The following is an 18986-nucleotide window of genomic DNA, read 5'->3' on the forward strand; positions in this document are numbered from 1 at the left end:
CCGACGCCCTGGAGTCCTCCGACGTCCAGACGCTGCTGGAGCAGGACTACGCGGGCCAGGACCTCGTGCTCGCCATCGCCGAGCAGACCGCGCAGGGTGATGTCATCCAGATGAAGGGGACGCTGCCCGCGGGCACCTTCCCGCTCTTCGTCGACCCCACCGTCGCGGTGGACGCCACCGCGTACTTCTATCTCGTGGGCGGCGTGGCGCAGCTCCTCCTGGAGGCGGTGCTGCCCGCGAACTACCGCTTCTCCCAGAGCTTCCCCGCGGTGGCGGACACCGTCGTGGACGCGCTGGAGGTGTCCTCCGCGTCGCTGCGGCTGCGCTCGCGGGCGCCCACCGTGGAGGGGCTCGCGCCCGACGTGCCACGAGGACTGAGCTTCGCGGGCACGCTCTTGAAGACGGGCCCCCTGGAGCCCGTGCTGCCGCTCCTGGGCACGTCCACGGTGCTGCCGCTGTCCGGCGGAATCACGCTCCTGGACACCGGCCTCCTGGGGACGGTGCCCCTGTTCGCGCTCACGGCGCCCACGTCGGGTGGGACGCTGCTCGGCCCCTATCCCATCGACCCACGTGTCGCCGTCACCACGCGCTACAACGACGACCCGAACTCCCCCGAGTCCGTGACGCCCTTCGCTGGGAGCGTGATGCTCACCGCGGAGCTGACCTCGGACGAGCTGAGCGTCCCGCTCGACATGGTGCTGTTCAAGGAGTCCGCGGGCCTCTACGAGTTCAACCTCGCCGGCGAGAAGGTGCTGCTGCCCGACGGACTGTCGGACCTGACGCAGCTCGTGGGCGGCGTGGACCTGGACGCGCTCATCCCCGCCGGATACCCGCTGGGCGACGCCTTCTATCTCACCCGGCTCAACTTCGTGGTGGAGGCGGACACCACCACGCTGAGCACCTTCGGCATCGGCGTCCAGTTGGAGACGGACTGGACCCTCATTCCCGGCGCGGTGTCGGTGGACGCAGTGGCGCTGGACTACACGGTGCTCAAGCCCCTGGCCCCCTCACTGGCCAACATGCACCTGACGGTCAGCGGCGTGTTCGGCGTCGGCGGCGTCGACCTCCAGGTCTCCCTGGCCATCCCCGAACTCGACTTCACGGCGTCCCTGGATGAGGAGACGCCCATCGACGCCAACGCCGTCCTCCAGAAGTTCCTCGGACCCAGCGTCTCGCTGCCCGAGGGCGTGGACCTCCAGGTGTACGTGATGGACGTCCAGGCCAATCCTCGCTCGCAGGAGTACAGCGTCAGCGCGAGGGTGGGCGAGACGGAAATCTGGAGCGTGGACCTGGGCGTCACCACCCTGACGCTCAAGAGCATCTCCCTGCAGGTTCAGTACGCGCCCAATGGACTGGAAGGGCGCGTGGTGGGCGTCATCGCCCTCTTCGAGAAGTCCTTCGAGGTCTCCGCCGCCAAGCTCACGCCGCCCGCGGGCTGGGAGTTCGCCGCGCGGCTCCAGGCCGGGCAGTCGCTCAGCCTCACCGAGCTCATCAGCACTTTCCTTCCCCAAGGCGTGGAGCTGCCCGACGACGTCCCCGACCTCGCGGTGGGTGACATCGCCCTTACGTACGCGACAGTCCCCCCCACCTTCTCGCTGCAGGGTGGCACGGCGGAGCCGTGGGTGTTGGAGCTGGGCGGCAACACCTACGCGCTGACCGCCTTCGCGAGCTTCAAGCGCAGCGAGCCCTCCAGCGGCCCCACCTACGCGGGGTCGCTGTCCGGCACGTTGCAGGTCAACAACCTCACGCTGGGCGTCACCTACGACTTCACGCCCACCAACAAGACGCTCACCTTCCGCATGGCCTACCGCCAGGCCACGCTCACCGGCGTGCTCACGCGCGGGCTCAACGCGGACACGGTGCTCAAGGTGAACCTGGGCAACGTGAGCGTCGGAGAGATTCTCGAGTACCTCATCAGCCTCGCCTCGCCCGGCACCGCCTTCACCCTGCCGGCCCCCTTCAACGTCCTCAACCGCATCAGCCTGGACGGCCTGTCGCTGATCATCAACTTCACGAAGCGCGAGGTGGGCATCCAGTACCCCATCAACCTCGACCTCGGCTTCATGCGCATCGAGTCGCTGTCGCTCACCTACCTGACGCGCAACGGCAGCGGCACGGTGGACCTGGGCATCGTCGGCGCGTTTGGAGACCAGACGTACCCGCCCGGCCAGCCCATGCGCTGGGACACGCTCAACCAGCCGCCCCCCGTGGTGCCCGGCCAGGGCGACTCGTTCTTCGACCTCTACTACCTGGGCATGGGCCAGCGCGTGGCGCTGGAGAACACGTACAGCATCCAGAACGTGCAGCAGGCCATCATCGCCCTGCAGAACACCGTGCTGCCGGTGAAGGACCCGACGCGCAACCCGCTGGCGCAGATGCCGGGCCTGCGCTTCAGCGCCGACAGCAACTGGCTGTTCGGCGTGCAGTTCCAGCTCATGAACATGCTCTCGCTGAGCGCCGTGTTCAACGACCCGGACCTGTACGGCCTGCGCATTGGACTGGACGGCGAGAAGGCGGGCGTCTTCGCGGGGCTCGCCTTCGAAATCCTCTACCGCAAGGTGACCGAGGACATCGGCGTCTACCACTTCGAGTTGAAGCTGCCGGACGCCATGCGGCAGCTCGAGTTCGGCACGGTGTCGGTGACGCTGCCGGTGGTCGTCATCGACATCTACACCAACGGCAACTTCCGCCTGGACTTCGGCTTCCCCGTGCGGCGCGACTTCAGCCGCTCGTTCTCGCTGCAGGTGTTTCCCTTCGTGGGCTATGGCGGCTTCTACTTCGCGCTGCTGGACGGCAACACCAGCGAGCGCGTGCCGCGCATCACCAACGGCACCTTCAAGCCCGTCATCGAGTTCGGCCTGGGGCTCGCCGTCGGCCTGGGCAAGACGGTGGACAAGGGCGTGCTCAAGGCGGGTCTCACCCTCACGTTGGAGGCCATCCTCGAAGGCGTCCTGGCGTGGTTCAACCCGGACAACAAGGCGCTGCCCAGCGAGCGCTACTACTTCATCCAGGGCACCGCCGCGCTCATCGGCCGGCTCTATGGCGAGGTGGATTTCGGCATCATCGGCGCGAGCGTCAACGTCACCGCCTCCGCCAGCGTCACGCTCACCCTCCAGGCGCACGAGCCCGCCATCGTCAAGCTGGCCATCAGCGTATCCGTGTCGGCGAGCGTGAAGATTTTCTTCATCCGCATCTCGTTCAGCTTCCGGATGAGCCTGGACATGTCCTTCACCATCGGCTCGCGGACGGCGACGCCGTGGCAGGTGGCCAGCGGCAACCAGCCCAAGGCGCTCCACGGCACCCGCGCCCGGCTGCGAGACCTCTCCGCCCCCGCGGCCTTCCGCGCGAGCCACGTGGCCCGCCGGCAGGAGCTGCTGCGCGCGCAGGCGCAGGCAACCTGGACGCCCGTCAACGTCTTCGGCGGCGCCGTGCACAACCTCCTCACGTGGGTCCTGCCGGGATTCACCGTGGCGGGCACCACGGCGGCCGACACCGAGGTGCGGCTCGTGCTGTCGCTCTTCGTGCCCAACAACATCGCCGAGGGCGCGCACGCGGGCCCGGCGAAGCTGAAGGCCGCGAGTCCAGATGGACAGACGCCCTTCAACCTCCTGTTGGAGGCGCTGCTCGCGTGGGCGCTTCAATCCACGCTGGGCAGACTGGACGGCGACGTCACCGCCGAGCAACTCCAGGAGCTGCTCGCGGACCTCAGCCGCCCGGAGACCGCGGCCACGGCGTTCAGCTACGAGAACCTCAGCGCGTTCCTCGCGCTCAACTTCACCTTCTGGCTGAGCGGACAGGACGCGGCGGGCGGCGCGGGTGAGCGCAACGCCACCGTCTTCCCCGTCGCTCCTCCGCTCTCCTTCCGCACCACGACGGGCGTCAGCCGGGACTTCAACGCCTTCAATCCCGTGGGTGAGGCGTACGTGCAACGTCTGGCCGAGTTCTTCCGCCAGATGCAGGTGGACGTGGAGGCGGACGTCGCTCCGGACCCGTTCGCCGGCCCGTCCGCGCGCAAGGCCCCCAAGCGCTTCCGGGCGTCTGCCGGGGCCTCCATGGAGTCCTTCGCCACCGTCATCTTCCGCGACGCGCTCCAGCTCCTGACGAAGTCCGCGGTGCAGGGCGCGGTGTCGGTGATGGAGCGATACCCCTACACCTTCCAGTCCACCGACACGCTGGGCGACGTGGCCTTGGACCATGGATTGCTCCCGGGCGAAGTCGCGCGCGCCAATCCCTCGGCGGCCCTGTCCCCCAAGGCGGACATCTCCTTGGAGGACCTCACCTGGCAGGCGAAGGACGGCCAGAGTCTGAGCGCCCTCGCGCACCAGTTCGACCTGGGTGGCACGGACACGCTGGTGGAACAGCCGAAGAACCGCATCGCCACGTCGCTGCTGCGCACGGGTGCCACGCTCGCCGTCTACAACCAGGAGACGGACGGCACGAAGTCCATCGCCTACACCAGCCAGCCGGGGGACAGCCTCGACTTCATCGCGGCCTTCTTCCTCATGCGCAACGCCCCCGAGGCGGGCCCTGGGCTCACGTACCTGACCTGGTACGAGCAGACCCTGGCCGGCCTCAACCCCACGGTGGACTTCGCGCTGCCGCTGCCCGTGGGCACGCAGCTCACCATCCCCGTGGGCACCGTCACGGACCAGGGCATCGCCCCCACCGAGGCGACGCGCACCTATGCCACGCGCAAGGCGGACACGGTGACGACGCTCGCCGCAGCCTTCGACGCGGTGCAGGTGGAGAGCACCGTGCTCACGCCCTTCAAGGACGCGCTGAAGACGCTCAACCCGGGCATCGACTGGGACACGCTGCGACCCGGCACCGCGCTGAAGGTCCCCGCCCTGGCACGCACCCTTCAGGCCACCGACAGCTTCGAGCGCATTGGTGACCTGTTCGGCCTCACGGTCGCGCAGGTCGGTCAGGCCAACACGGACGACGCGGGGGTGCTCGCGCCGCTGGCCCTCTGGCACATCCCGCCCTTCTCACCGGACCTGACGGACGGCCCGACGTTGGAGGCGCTCGCCGCGAGCCTGGACCTCACGCTGGAGACGCTGGCGGACCGGCTCGCTGGCGTGGAAGGGCTCTTCCCCGGAGGCACCACGCTCACGCTGCCGAACCTGCCCGAGTTCCCGGTGAGAGGGCTCCTGGCGGCGGTGCGCACCAGCGACGAGGCGAACAGCGCCGCAGCGCAGATGTCCCGCTTCCTGCTCCACGGCTTGCGTCCGCTGACGCCCGACGCGCCGCAGGTCCTGCGCATGTCGCTGGACGCCGTGCGCGAGGGCGCCGCGGCCGACAGTGAGACCCAGGCGCTCTACGCGCTGACCGGACAGCAGTTCTCCGCCCCCATCGCGCCCACCGACGACCTGGACATCACCCTGAGCAACACGGGGGACGCAAGCTGGCTGCGCTTCGCCACCCTCGCCACGACGGTGGGTGGAGACACGCTGGCCGGGCTCGCCACGAAGTACGGCGTGCAGGAGAGCGTCCTCACGGAGCTCAACCCAGGCGTGACGTGGGCGCCGCTCGCGGTGGGCACCGTCCTCAACGTTCCGGGAGGCGAGGACCTCGTCGTCTCGCTCACGGCGGAACAACTCCAGGCCAACGCGCCCAGCAAGACGTTCTCACCGCAGATGCGGGAGAACCCCACCGCGCTCGCCGTGCGTCAGGACATGCCGGTGCAGTACGCGCTGTCCACGGGGTTGGTGTGGCAGGCCGCTGCCGCCGTGCCCTTCGCATGCACCGGGACGGCCCCCGAGCAGCAGGCTGGCCAGCCGGGGCTCTGGTACTTCCCGGACACGCTGCTGGCGAAGGCGGCGTCGTCGAAGGACGGCAGCACGCCGTACCAGCTCATGGTCGCCGTGGACCAGACAGGCCGGCAGCCCGAGCCGCGCGAAGTCTCCTGTTATGACTGGGCCTGCGCCGTCGAAGTCTCCGTGCGCCGCATCCCCTCGGACACGGGCACGGCCTTCCTGCCCAACAGCTACCTCATGCTCGGCACGGACGAGGGCGGCCGCGAGCTGCTGCTGTCCGCCTGGCAGTTCCTCGACCCCGCGCGGCAGCCCGATGGCGCGGACCTCTTCTTCCTCTACTCGCCCACGCCGGGCACGCCGCAGGGCCTCGCCTCGGACGCGGTGGACGGCGGTCTCACGTCGATGCTGAAGACGAACCTCAGCACGGTGACGCACAGTGGGCCGCAGCAGCAGCGACTCACCTCCACGGCCCAGCCGCAGTCCGGCGACTACTTCGCCAACCTGCTCGCCGCTCGCGACTTCATCCGCCTCGTCTGGGAAATCAGCGCCGTGGGCACGGGCGGCTTCTACCTCAACTACTACACGGCCGAGGGCCATGGGCTCCCGGAGAACCTCTTCACCGAAGGCAACCTGGCGACGCTGCTGCTCGTCGTGGTGCCGCGCGCGCAGTCACGGAGCGCGTCTCCGGACCGCCGGCTGTATCCCTTCAACAACTGCGCGCTGCTGAACGAGAACATCGACCCGTCCCGCATGACGCTGTTCACCTGGGCGGCGGACCTCTCGGAAACGGCGGCCTCGGCCACCCTGCCGCCTGGCGCCGTGGGCTTCCGCGCATCCCGCTCGAATCCCGAGCAGGAAACGCCCTCGCCCGAACAACACACGCGCAACCTCTACAGCCTGCTGTCCTTCCAGGCGCAGCAGAACACCTTCTTCCGCAAGGGCAACCCGGGCCTGCCGCCCGGCCCGGTGGAAGAGGCGCCGGACGCCATCGAGGCGCTGCGCGGTCCTTCCAAGGCCGTCACCAACCCAGACGTCTGGCAGTTCCAGCAGGTGCTGCCCGCGTCGAAGCTGGGCCTCTCCAACCCGGTGCCCGCCTCGCCCGCGCTGCCCCGCCGCGAGGACAATCCGTACGCGGGCATCCGCTACGACACGGCGACGTCGACGCTCTCCAACCTGACGCTGTCGTTCGACTTCCAGGACGTCTACGGCAACCGTGTCCCGGCCACCCCGGCACTGCCCGATTTGGCGCTGCCCGTGGGCTACACGGACCGCATCGTCGGCTTGTCCTCGTGGCCCGGCGTCAGCGCCAGCTACCTCTTCACGAAGGGCACGGGCACGCAGCCCACCCTGGACGTGAGCGCCGAGCTGGACCTGCTCAAGTACGTGCCCTTCCCGGGCAACGGGCTGGTCAACGCGGTGCTCAGCGCGAGCACGCACGCCACCCGCTTCAAGCAGGCGTACTACCAGGTCTTCTCCGACGACGCGGCCTTCCGCCTGCGAACCTCGGTGGACCAGCAGTCGCTGCGCCCGGAGAGCAGCGGCTACGCGGTGGACCGGGCGCTGCTGCGCCGCTTCGTCGCCGCCAACTACGTCTTCCTCTCCACGGCGATGTGGCAGCAGGCCTACGAGCACACCGTGAAGCCGGGCCAGGACCTCTCGGGCATCATGGTGGCCTTCGCCACGGACGCGGGCGCGCTGGGCGAGCTCAACGCCCAGTCCTCGGCGGTCGACCTCTTCTCCAGCGACGTCGCCATCCCTCGCTTCCAGGTGGTGCCCGCGAGCTTCACGCTGCGGCAGCTCGCCGACGCGAGCGGCGTGGACGCCACCGCGCTGGTCAAGAACAACGCCTCCGCGCCCCTCCAAGCCGGCACGGACCTGACGACGCAGCCACGCTCGTTCACGGTGGCTTCCGAGGTCCTCACGCTGGAGCAGCTCGCCCAGACCCTGAAGGCCATGCCGGGGCGCATCGGTGACGCCAACGCCTCCGATACGACGGTGCTCGCGCCCGGCAAGGTCTTCACCTTCCAGGGAACGTCCCTCACCACCGCCCCGGGCGAGTCGCTGCTCGACCTGGTGGCCCGCTTCGAGGCCGAGAACCTCCAGCCGACCGTGGCGGAGCTGGCCGTGGCCAATCAGGCACTGCCCGGCATGTTCCTCGAGGGCGCCGTGCTGAAGGTGGCGGACTACGTGGTGCAGACAGCGGACACCTTCGCGCAGCTCGCGGCGCGGGAAGGCTTCGGCTCCCTGGACACACTCGCCTCGCTCAACACCCTGGCGCCGCCCGACGTCTTCGTCACGGGCACGCCTTTGGCGCTGGGGAGCACCCAGCTCACCCCTGGCCCCCTGGACACGCTCGTCTCACTGGCCGTGGCGAACGGCATCACGCTGGCGCAGCTCATCGCCGGCAACGGCACGTCCCTGCTTCGCGAAGGCGCGGGCGTGCTCATCCCGGACCAGGTCGTCTGGAGTGAGCAGCTCCGGGCCTCGCTCCACGTGCCCTTCCAGGCGCCCGCCTCCGTGTCGCTCGACACCGCGGCGAGCCGCTTCGGCCTCGCGGCGCTCGCGTTCGCGGAGCCCAACCGCGCGCTGTCCGTCTTCACCGTGGGACGCGCCATCACCCTCTCCGGCAAGACGCTGACGACCGTGGCGGGCGAGTCGATGGACGACGTGCTCGCTCGCTTCCAGGCCCAGGGCGTGAGCGCCACGCTGGACGACCTCGTGGGCGCCATCGCCAGCACGGACGAGATGTTCCTCACGGACGCGCTCTTCACCGGGCCGCTGGTGCCCGGCAGTGACCGGAGCCTGGAGGCACTCTCCACGGATTACAACGTGGGCTGGGACGCGCTCGCGCAGGTGAACCAGGCGCTGCGCGGCTTCCTGCGGGTCGGCGCGGAGGTCTCCCTCGAGGACGCGGCGGGCCAGCAGCAGACGCTCACCGTCACCGAGGACGACACCTTCAACACGCTCGTCGTCCGCTTCGCCCGCGACTTCGGCGTGGTGACCTCCGTGCCGGAGCTCACCGCGGCCAACAAGGCCACGCCGCGCCTGCTGAGCCAGGACGCCCGCTTCCTCCTCCCGCCCCGGAGCGTCCGCTTCGCCGTCGAAGGCGTGACGCCGAACTATCCCTCCACCCTCTTCCCCATCAGCGTGGAGCTGGAGCAGACCCGTGACGCGCAACGCGTTGACCCGGCCTTCGCGGGCGTGCCGGGCGTGGGCTCGGATACCAGCGCCCTCGCGCCCCGCGCCTTGCCCAACGTGAATGCCGACCTGGCGCTCACGGACTTCGCGATCGCCTTCGAAGCAGCCTTCCCGGCCACGCTGAAGGTCGCGACGGGCAACCGTCCCGCGGCGGAGCTGGGTGGCACGGCGCAACCTCCGACCGTGTGGGCGGTGCGCTTCGACGCGGATGGCATCTCGCGCTTCGTCGTCGAGCGCGAGAAGCCGGACTTCTATGCACTGGCTCCGTTGTCGACGGAGCTGGTGTCGCGGTCCCGCGTGCGCATCCAGGCGTACGTGCCCGGCAAGGGGCTCGTGCCCGACGCGACGAACCAGGACTTCCAAGCCGTGGACATGGACGCCTGGATGCAGGAGTTCCTCGCCGCCTCGGACGTCTTCTTCTCCGCTCCGTTCGCGGTGCCCGCGTGGCTCATCGAGGAGGACCATGCCTCCTTCGAGCAGGCCGTGAAGGCGAAGGACGACGTGGCGACGCTCCTGGCCGGACAGGTGGGCGCGGTGGTGGACGGCTCGGGAGGCAACACCGCCGAGGCCGCCGAGGCGCTACGTCAGCAGATGCTCATCCGCCTCTCCAGCGCGTACGAGGTCAGCTCCGTCATCCAGTATCCGGTGGCGGTCGGCTCGCCGTACTCGGACGGGGCCACCGCGCCCAGGCTTTCCGGCAAGCCCACGCTGAACCTGCGCGCCACGGGCGCGACGGACACGCTCGTCACGCTGGCGGCGGCGTACCAGGTGAGCCAGCTCAGCGTCACGCAGATGCTCGCGACCTCGCCGGACCTCTTGAACACGGGGGGCATCGTCACCTTCGAAACGCAGACGCGTGAGCTTCAGCCGGGCGACACGCTGTTGAAGTTGAGTGAGGCCTTCGGCACCACGCTGGAGGGGCTCGCCTACGGCCTGTCGGTGCCGGCGGGTGACGGCCTGTTCAAGCCGGGCGCGGTCCTCAACCTCGTCAGCGTGGCCAGGAGCGTCACGAACGGAGGGACGTTCGATGACCTGGCCACCTTCTTCAACGCCACGGTCGAGCGCGTCGCAGACAACGTCCGTGACCTGCCGGGCCTGCTGCGCACGAACGCCGTCGTCACCTACCAGGGTGAAAGCGTGACGGTGCAGGCGGACCAGACGTTGGCGGACGTCGCGGCCGAGTTCACGGGGGCCCCGAGCCCCGCGCAGCTCGCCGCCTCGGCGGGTGTGCGCAACGACCCGAACCTCCTGGTGCCCGCCAAGGTCGCGCGCCTGCTGGCGGCGCTGCCGGACGCGACGCTGAGCACGTCGAAGGTGCCCCTGAAGAACGGTGGTTCCACGGCCAACTTCCTGCTGACGGTGAAGTCGCCAGCGGAGACGCGGCGGCTGTTCCTCGAGCTCGACTACGTGCTGAACGAGCTGGAGCACGAAGTGGGACAGCAGGGCACGGTGGAGGGCTACCAGTCCTCCTCGTGGCTCACCTTCGTTCTGCCCCTGGGCGAGGAGGGCCGTGAGCCCGCCAACGTGGACACGGAGATTGGCCAGGTGGTGGTGCCGGTGCCGCTGCGCGCCTATCCGACGCCGCCCTCGCTCAAGGGCCAGAGCGCCGTCACCAGCGCACCCGAGGCGTCCAACCTGTCCGAGACACTGGCGTGGGACTACGCGTTCGACTTCGAGAGCCAGACGTCCGACCAGGACGCACTTCGTGTCGAGGTGCTCTTCAACGAAGCAGGCGGCGCGCGGGCCCTGCCGAAGGCGGAGACCGAGGACCTCTTCCAGAGTCTGGCGCAGTTCATCAGCGTGTACCCGCAGGTGAAGGAAGACCTTGCCTTGCTGTTGACGCTGAAGCCGGGTGAGCAGAACCCCAAGGCGCTCGGGGCGGTGCGGACCATGGCGGAGCTGATGGCTCGGGTGGGCCGGCACACGTCACCGCGAGCGCTGACGAAGACCGCCGCACCGGCGGGGCTTCGCTTCGAGTACGGAGTGGTCGACACACGCACGGCGGACGTGCCGCCGAAGCTGGAAACACTGACGCTCACGGCGCTGGCGGTGCCACAGGGGTACGAGGGCCAGTGGCCGGCGCTCTTCGTGTCGGTGCTTGGCGCGGGCTACGTGCCCATGGAGCTGACCTTCCACGACGATGACAAGGCCATCTACCGCTACCCGCCCGAGACGCCCTCGGGCCGGCCGCTCACACTTCGCTTCGCCTACCCACTGCTGAACCTGAACACTGAGGAGAACGGCACGGCGGGCGTGTCGCTGCGGCGCAACGAGAACCTGCTGGTGGACCGGGCCACGAACAGGGACTTCATCTACCAGACGCCCCAAACCCGCTTCTCCAACCTCGCCGTTCCGCTGAATGCCTTCACGAGCGCCTTCAACATCAACCTCGCGGGAGACCTGGAGTCGTCGCTCGACGCGCTCTTCGCCACGCTGCTGGGAGACAATCCTGACGGGCGCACGGTGAAGACAGCCTGCTACTACGGCTTCCAGCTCGCGCAGCCCGCCACGAACACCAGCGCCCAGCTCCGCGTCCAGGCGCCGGCCAGGGCCGGGAAGCGGTTGGCGGAGGCGGACCAGTGGCTCGTCAGTCAGCTCCCCGTCTTCCTGCGCCCCAACACGGTCTTCACCCCCAGCTACGTCCAGGAGTTGGTAGCGGCCATCGCGTCCTGGCGGGCGAACAACCCCGCCTCGGAACAAGGAGGCATGTTTGTCTTCGAGGTGTCGGTCTTCTCGGCGCTCGACCTGACCACCCCACAACCCCTGCTCCAGCTCACGCGGCTGGTCTATCTGGGCCTGGAGTAACAAAGACGACGCATCTGCCCTTGGCGAGGCTTCCGGCAGTGCTGCGTGCATTTCGATGTCAGTCCCCGTTGCTAATGTTTTGCTCCCCCAAGGAGCTTTGATGCTCATCCGAAACGTCGCACTGGCAATAGGCTGCGCCGCTTTGCAGTTTGGCTGTTCGAATCTCTCGAATGAGACGAACGAGATTGTCAGCAACCTGGTTCAAGCAGGGTTTCCCGAAGACGACATCATGGTCGTCGGCGAGAAGGTCTACGTTGGACGAGACGCGCATGTGAGCCTGGACGCGTCCCGCGAGATGCTCGCGCCGGACGCGTCCACGAAAGAGCACTACCGGACCGCCAATCAGGTCAACCCGACGCTACAGGTCATCTGCATCGACGGCGCCGCGATGACGGGCGCGTTCAGCACGGGCCTCGACCAGGCCATCCAGAGCTACAATGGGCTGAGCCTCAATTTCACGCTGCGCCGGACGCCCAGCACCTGGTGCGACTTCACCATCCGTGCGGAGATGGCTCCGGGCATGGTTGGCGGCGAGGCCGGCTTCCCCTCCGGCGGCATGCCGTATCACACCATCCGGATCGGCAGCGGGCTGGCCCCCTACAGCCTCGGCGTCATCAAGCACGTGATTGTGCATGAAATCGGTCACACCCTGGGCCTCCGCCACACGGACTACTACAACCGCAGCATCAGTTGCGGCGTGGGGGGCAACGAGGGTGACGCCAGTGTCGGTGCCATCCATATTCCAGGCACACCCACAGAGGCGGTGGTCGGCAACTCCATCATGAACTCCTGTTTCCGCACGTCCGAGACAGGTGACTTCAGGCCCAGTGACGCCACCGCGCTCAGGGCGATGTTCCCGCCCCAGGCGTTCACGGAGTGGCTTTGGGCTCCGCAGTTCACCCCGCCCTTCCACCTGTCGGCGGACGAGCCGTCGGTCCGCGACATGGGGGCTCGCTTCGTCGACCTCAATGGGGATGGCAGGGCCGACTTCGTCTATCACCGCGATTTGGATGGAACGGTTGCGCAGAAGGGGGCCTACCTGAACACCGGGACGGGCTGGCAGTGGGCGCCACAGTTCACGCCTCCCGTCCCCATTACCGCGGACAACGCAGTCATGGGAGACAGGGGGGCTCGCTTCGCCGATCTCAACGGAGACGGCAGGGCCGACCTCGCCTACCACCGATACATCGATGGGACGACCTCGCAGATGGGTGCCTACCTGAACACCGGAAACGGCTGGGCGCCGGCTCCGCAGTTCACGCCCCCCTTCCACATCGTCGCGGACGGCGTGGGCTGGCTGGGCGCGGCGTTCGCCGACCTGAACGGCGATGGCCGTGACGACTTTGTCCATCACCGGTGGATGAACGCGACCTACCAGCAGGCTGGGGCCTATCTGAACACCGGAAACGGATGGGAGTGGGCGCCCCAGTTCACCCCGCCCTTCCACCTGTCCGCAGACGACCACGTCGTGGGCGACATGGGGGCGCGACTCGTCGACCTCAACGGCGATGGCAGGGCCGACTTCGTCTACCACCGCCAGCTTCAGGGCTCGAATCCTCAGAAGGGGGCCTACCTGAACACCGGAAGCGGCTGGGCGTCCGAGCCGTTGTTCACGCCGCCCGAACCCATCGTGAGCGACCAGGCCGCCTGGGGTGACATGGGGGCCCGCTTCGCCGACCTCGACGGCGATGGACGGGCTGACTTCGTCTACCACCGCTATCTCGACAGTGGGTTCCGGCGGAAGGGGGCCTACTTGAACACCCTCTACGGGTGGCGATGGTCTCCGGATTACACGCCGCCCTTCCACATCGCCGCGGAGAATGTGGGCTGGCTGGGCGCTGCGTTCGCCGACCTGGATGGTGACGGCCGCGACGAACTGGCCCACTTCCGGTGGCTGAACGGGGCCTATCAACAGACCGGGGCCTACGTTCTGACTCGACTTTCGCCATTTTGAGGGCGAGCGAGTCGGCAGAGCGAGGGCATGAAGGGCAGAGTGTAGAAACGGCCATCGAGGGAAGCTGAAGAGAGGTCTGCCAAGACTTTCCTCCAGCCCACAGCACCGACACCGATGGCCGCCTCTCATTTTTACTCATCGCTGGACGTTCTGCATCTGGTTCGGCCGGCCTTCTCCCGGCCGAGATTCCTGCGCTTCGTCGTTCTGTTCGCCGACTGGGTGCGCTGCACGGGCGTCCACGCCGTCACCGAGGCGCTCGTACGCAGTGGCGTGTCCGGCGTGCGCCACCACGCGGCCTTCCACTGATTCTTCTCTCGTGCCCGCTGGTCCGTGGATGAGTTGGGCCATCGGGTGCTGCTGCACCTGTGCACGCACCTGAACGGCCCGCTGCGCCTGGTGCTGGACGACACGTTGTGTACGCATAAGGGGCCGGAGGTGTTCGGACTGGGAACACACCTGGATGCGGTGCGCTCCGCTCGCAAGGTGCGTACCTTCGCCTGGGCCTGCTCCGGTTCGGTGGACAGGTTGACTATGCTGCCAGCCTCTTGGTTTCGGCCATCCGCTCGTACTCCGCAGGGCAGACGTAGCCCAGGGCTGAGTGGCGCCGCTTCCGGTTGTAGAACACCTCAATGTACTCGAACAGCGACTGCTTCGCCGCCTCACGCGTCTTGAAGCGGGTGACGTAGACGAGCTCCAACTTCAGGGTGGAGAAGAAGCTTTCCGCCACGGCGTTGTCCCAGCAGTTACCCTTGCGCGACATGCTGCATCCGATGCCGTGCTCCTCCAGCAGCCGGCGGTAGTCCTCGCTTGCGTATTGGCTGCCCCTATCCGAGTGGTGAAGTTGCGGGGCGGGACGGCTGAGCAACGCCATGTCGAGTGCGCGCAGCACCAGGCCGCGGTCGATTCTCTCGCCCATCGCCCAGCCCACCACCTTGCGGCTGAAGAGGTCCAGCAGCACCGCCAGGTACAGCCAGCCCTCGTCGGTCCAGACATAGGTGATGTCACCCACCCACGTACGGTGGAGCTGACCGGGTTGGAAGTTCCTCTCCAGGGTGTTCGGCGCCACGGGGTGGTGGTGGGCCGAGTCGGTGGTCCGTACGAAGCGACGCCGTGCACGGCCACGCAGGCCCGCCTGGCGCATCAGGCGAGCCACTCGCTTCCGCGCCACCCGCTGGCCTCTCGCTTTGAGTTCCGCATGCACCCGCGGAGCGCCGTACGTGCCCCGGCTCTCCTGGTGGACGGCTGCCACTTCGAGATGAAGCGCCCGGTCGCGTTGCTTCCGCTCGCACTCGGGCCGCGCCGCCCAGGCGTAGTAGCCACTGCGTGAGACGCCCAGGTGACGACTGGGAGTAGCCCGGTTCCGTGGACACCCGAGATGTGATGGAAGGAGCACGGGATGTCCGCGACTGACGAGAAGCAGAGGAAGCCCCGTAGGCCACGCCGGGAGTTCACGGCGGAGTTCAAGGCCGGGGCGGTGAGGCTGGTGCTGGAGGAGGGGAAAACGATTCCCCAGGCCGCCCGAGACTTGGACCTGACGGAGTCAGCGCTGCGGCTGTGGGTCGAGCAGACGAAGACGGACCGGGGCGGGGGCAGGCCTGGAGCGCTGACGACGGTGGAGCGCGAGGAACTCTCTCGGCTGCGCAAGGAGAACCGGGAGCTGCGGATGGAGCGGGAGATACTAAAAAACGCGGCGGCCTTCTTCGCGAAGGAGATGAAGTGAAGTTCTCCTTCATCCACGCGAAGAAGGCCCTCTTTCCCGTCGCTGTCCTCTGTCGTCACCTGGGCGTCTCACGCAGTGGCTACTACGCCTGGGCGGCGCGGCCCGAGTGCGAGCGGAAGCAACGCGACCGGGCGCTTCATCTCGAAGTGGCAGCCGTCCACCAGGAGAGCCGGGGCACGTACGGCGCTCCGCGGGTGCATGCGGAACTCAAAGCGAGAGGCCAGCGGGTGGCGCGGAAGCGAGTGGCTCGCCTGATGCGCCAGGCGGGCCTGCGTGGCCGTGCACGGCGTCGCTTCGTACGGACCACCGACTCGGCCCACCACCACCCCGTGGCGCCGAACACCCTGGAGAGGAACTTCCAACCCGGTCAGCTCCACCGTACGTGGGTGGGTGACATCACCTATGTCTGGACCGACGAGGGCTGGCTGTACCTGGCGGTGCTGCTGGACCTCTTCAGCCGCAAGGTGGTGGGCTGGGCGATGGGCGAGAGAATCGACCGCGGCCTGGTGCTGCGCGCACTCGACATGGCGTTGCTCAGCCGTCCCGCCCCGCAACTTCACCACTCGGATAGGGGCAGCCAATACGCAAGCGAGGACTACCGCCGGCTGCTGGAGGAGCACGGCATCGGATGCAGCATGTCGCGCAAGGGTAACTGCTGGGACAACGCCGTGGCGGAAAGCTTCTTCTCCACCCTGAAGTTGGAGCTCGTCTACGTCACCCGCTTCAAGACGCGTGAGGCGGCGAAGCAGTCGCTGTTCGAGTACATTGAGGTGTTCTACAACCGGAAGCGGCGCCACTCAGCCCTGGGCTACGTCTGCCCTGCGGAGTACGAGCGGATGGCCGAAACCAAGAGGCTGGCAGCATAGTCAACCTGTCCACCGAACCGGAGCAGGCCCAGACAGAGGACAGCGACGGGAAAGAGGGCCTTCTTCGCGTGGATGAAGGAGAACTTCACTTCATCTCCTTCGCGAAGAAGGCCGCCGCGTTTTTTAGTATCTCCCGCTCCATCCGCAGCTCCCGGTTCTCCTTGCGCAGCCGAGAGAGTTCCTCGCGCTCCACCGTCGTCAGCGCTCCAGGCCTGCCCCCGCCCCGGTCCGTCTTCGTCTGCTCGACCCACAGCCGCAGCGCTGACTCCGTCAGGTCCAAGTCTCGGGCGGCCTGGGGAATCGTTTTCCCCTCCTCCAGCACCAGCCTCACCGCCCCGGCCTTGAACTCCGCCGTGAACTCCCGGCGTGGCCTACGGGGCTTCCTCTGCTTCTCGTCAGTCGCGGACATCCCGTGCTCCTTCCATCACATCTCGGGTGTCCACGGAACCGGGCTACTCCCAGCCTTCGGCCACGTCTGGGTAGCGTTGGCGGTATTACTCGCTGCTGGTGCTCTGGTTTCTGCGCCTCGACACCGACATGGCGCACCTCGGCTTGCCGCAGCGCCCCTGGTATCGCACTAAGGACACCGTCAGCTTCGCAGACATTCTCCGCTTGGCTCAGGACACCCTTGTCGGCGTGGATTGGACACGCCCAGCATGCACCCTCTATCGCGTCCTGGCCAATGCTGCCTCGCCACTGGCCCGCGTTGCCTGAGCTGCGGGGCAGAATGGCGAAAGTCGAGTCTGAGCGCCCAACGTGGCGGAGCGTCACAGACGCGCAATTAGAGGGGACATAGACTTAGCCCGCTACCACGGATTACGTTGTGCATGCCGTTTACCGCCGCAGGTGTACGGCATCCTTGGAGAACTGATGCCCTTTCAGTCGCCGATTACCGTGCAGAAAGCGTTGGAGAACATTCACGAGCGCAGGTATCTGCTCCCCTCGATCCAGCGCGAGTTCGTGTGGTCCACAGACCAGATCGAACGCCTATTCGATTCGCTTTTGCGCGGCTATCCCATTGGGTCGTTCTTGTTCTGGGAAGTGAAGCGTGAGCATGCAAAGGACTATCAGTTTTACGAGTTCATCCGCACATTCCATGCCCGCGACAGCCGGCACAACCCCAAAGCCGATCTGACGGGCTCCGAGGGGCTCACCGCCATTCTGGACGGGCAGCAGAGGCTCACGGCCCTCTACATTGGGCTGCGAGGCACCTACGCCTCTAAGATGTTGCATAAGCGCTGGAGTGCGGACGAATCGTTCCCAACCCGCCGCCTCTACCTGAATTTACTCACACCCTTGGACACCTTCGACAAACGCTACGACTTTCGTTTCCTCACCGAGGCGGCCTCGCAGGCTCCCGAGTTCGGTGCCCACTGGTTTCCCGTCCACAAAGTTTTAGACTTCACGGGGCCGAAGGACATCCACAGCTACCTCGTGAAGAATCACCTGATGGAGACCGACTTCCCCGGCACGTGCCTCTTCGAGTTGCATGAGGCGGTCACCAAGAAGTTGCTGATCACCGCGTTCAATGAGGAGGAGCAGGATCTCGACAAGGTGCTCGACATCTTCATCCGAGTGAATAGCGGAGGGACGCCTTTAAGCTACTCCGACCTCCTGCTCTCAATCGCGACCGCCCAGTGGAAGACGAGAGACGCCCGAGAGAACATCCACGCCTTAGTCGACGAACTCAATCGAATCGGTCAGGGCTTCGCCTTCGACAAGGACTTTGTCTTGAAGGCGTGCTTGGTCCTCGCTGGCATCCAGGACATCCGATTCAAAGTCGCCAACTTCAACGGCAAGAATATGGAAATCATCGAGGCTCAGTGGCCTCGAATCGCTAAGGCGCTCCGCTTGGCCGTGTCACTCGTCGCGAGCTTTGGATTCAATCACTTCACGCTCACCTCAAACAACGCCGTGATTCCCATCGCGCTGTACCTACTAAAGCGGGACCTCCCGACGAACTTTATCGAAGCGCAAGCGCATCACGCCGACCGCCAACTCATCCGGCACTGGCTCATTGTCGGGCTGACCAAGGGTCTGTTCGGGGCGCAGGGCGACATGGTTTTGAACGTGCTCAGGTCGGCCATCGAGGAATCGCAGGAGCTTTTCCCCGTTGAAGGGATCTCCTCGCGCCTGCTTCGCATCAACCGTTCGCCTCGCTTCGAGCGGGAGGAGATAGAAGAGTTGCTCGCGGGCAAGTACGGGCAGCGCCAAACTTTTTCCACACTCGCCTTGCTCTACCCGAGCCTCGACCTTCGAAACCTGTTCCATCAGGACCACATTCACGCTCAGTCGCTCTTCACAAAGAAAAAGCTCGTGGCGAATGGCGTACCGGAAGAAAGCGTCGGCGTCTTTCGTGAACTCGCCGACCTCGTGCCGAACCTACAGCTTCTCGAAGGTGTTCCGAACGAAGAGAAGTCGTCACAGCTTTTCGAGAACTGGATCGAAAAGAAGTGCCCCGACGAGGACGAGCGGCGGCGATTCCGACAGCTTCACTTCATTCCAGATGAACCCCTTAGTCTAGCCGGGTTCGAGGTCTTTTTCCGCGAGCGACGCAATATGATGATGGATCGACTTTCGGAGATTCTCGCCCCGAGCGACCGGCACTCCGGGGCACGGAACATCGCCGGTCATAGATGAGCAGCGAACCCGTTCGCCCAAGCGGCATCTCCTACTTCGCGACTCTC

The 18986-nt window shown here is 66.9% G+C and carries 5 protein-coding genes and 2 pseudogenes; 5 read left to right on the forward strand and 2 right to left on the reverse strand.

Going from position 1 to position 18986, the window contains the following annotated elements; all coding sequences use genetic code 11:
* The first annotated feature begins 65 nt into the window (after window positions 1-65).
* From A176_RS25510 to A176_RS25520, 3 genes are all read left to right on the forward strand, one after another.
* On the forward strand, window positions 66-11759 hold the full coding sequence (locus A176_RS25510; protein ID WP_049872384.1) for a LysM peptidoglycan-binding domain-containing protein: 11694 nt from the start codon (window positions 66-68) through the stop codon (window positions 11757-11759).
* 100 nt (window positions 11760-11859) lie between these two features.
* Window positions 11860-13713: a M57 family metalloprotease gene (locus A176_RS37645; protein WP_021781583.1), complete on the forward strand. Its 1854-nt coding sequence runs from the start codon at window positions 11860-11862 to the stop codon at window positions 13711-13713.
* 114 nt (window positions 13714-13827) lie between these two features.
* Window positions 13828-14019 carry a hypothetical protein gene (locus A176_RS25520; RefSeq protein ID WP_002633145.1) on the forward strand — a complete coding sequence of 64 codons (192 nt, stop codon included), beginning with the start codon at window positions 13828-13830 and terminating at the stop codon, window positions 14017-14019.
* A gap of 223 nt (window positions 14020-14242) precedes the next feature.
* Here A176_RS25520 and A176_RS25525 read toward each other — a convergent pair.
* Window positions 14243-15049: pseudogene (locus A176_RS25525) on the reverse strand (IS3 family transposase); the annotation flags it as partial.
* Between the two features lie 60 nt (window positions 15050-15109).
* On the opposite strand from A176_RS25525, the gene A176_RS25535 reads away from it, so the two are divergent.
* A protein-coding gene (locus tag A176_RS25535; RefSeq protein ID WP_226993910.1) for an IS3 family transposase occupies window positions 15110-16299 on the forward strand; the annotation gives its coding sequence in 2 pieces (ribosomal slippage) (window positions 15110-15392 and window positions 15392-16299; 1191 coding nt in all).
* A 32-nt stretch (window positions 16300-16331) separates the two neighbouring features.
* Here A176_RS25535 and A176_RS25540 read toward each other — a convergent pair.
* Window positions 16332-16708 (reverse strand): annotated as a pseudogene (locus A176_RS25540) (transposase); the annotation flags it as partial.
* A 461-nt stretch (window positions 16709-17169) separates the two neighbouring features.
* On the opposite strand from A176_RS25540, the gene A176_RS25550 reads away from it, so the two are divergent.
* On the forward strand, window positions 17170-18939 hold the full coding sequence (locus A176_RS25550; protein ID WP_002639223.1) for a DUF262 domain-containing protein: 1770 nt from the start codon (window positions 17170-17172) through the stop codon (window positions 18937-18939).
* Window positions 18940-18986 lie beyond the last annotated feature (47 nt).

The sequence above is a fragment of the Myxococcus hansupus genome (assembly GCF_000280925.3).
In the GTDB taxonomy this organism is placed as follows: Bacteria; Myxococcota; Myxococcia; order Myxococcales; family Myxococcaceae; genus Myxococcus; species Myxococcus hansupus.

What these genes read in the sequence shown, in the direction of transcription:
- A176_RS37645 (WP_021781583.1), top strand. Translation starts at nt 11,860, where the DNA reads ATGCTCATCCGAAACGTCGCACTGGCAATAGGCTGCGCCGCTTTGCAG.
- A176_RS25520 (WP_002633145.1), top strand. Translation starts at nt 13,828, where the DNA reads ATGGCCGCCTCTCATTTTTACTCATCGCTGGACGTTCTGCATCTGGTT.
- A176_RS25550 (WP_002639223.1), top strand. Translation starts at nt 17,170, where the DNA reads ATGCCCTTTCAGTCGCCGATTACCGTGCAGAAAGCGTTGGAGAACATT.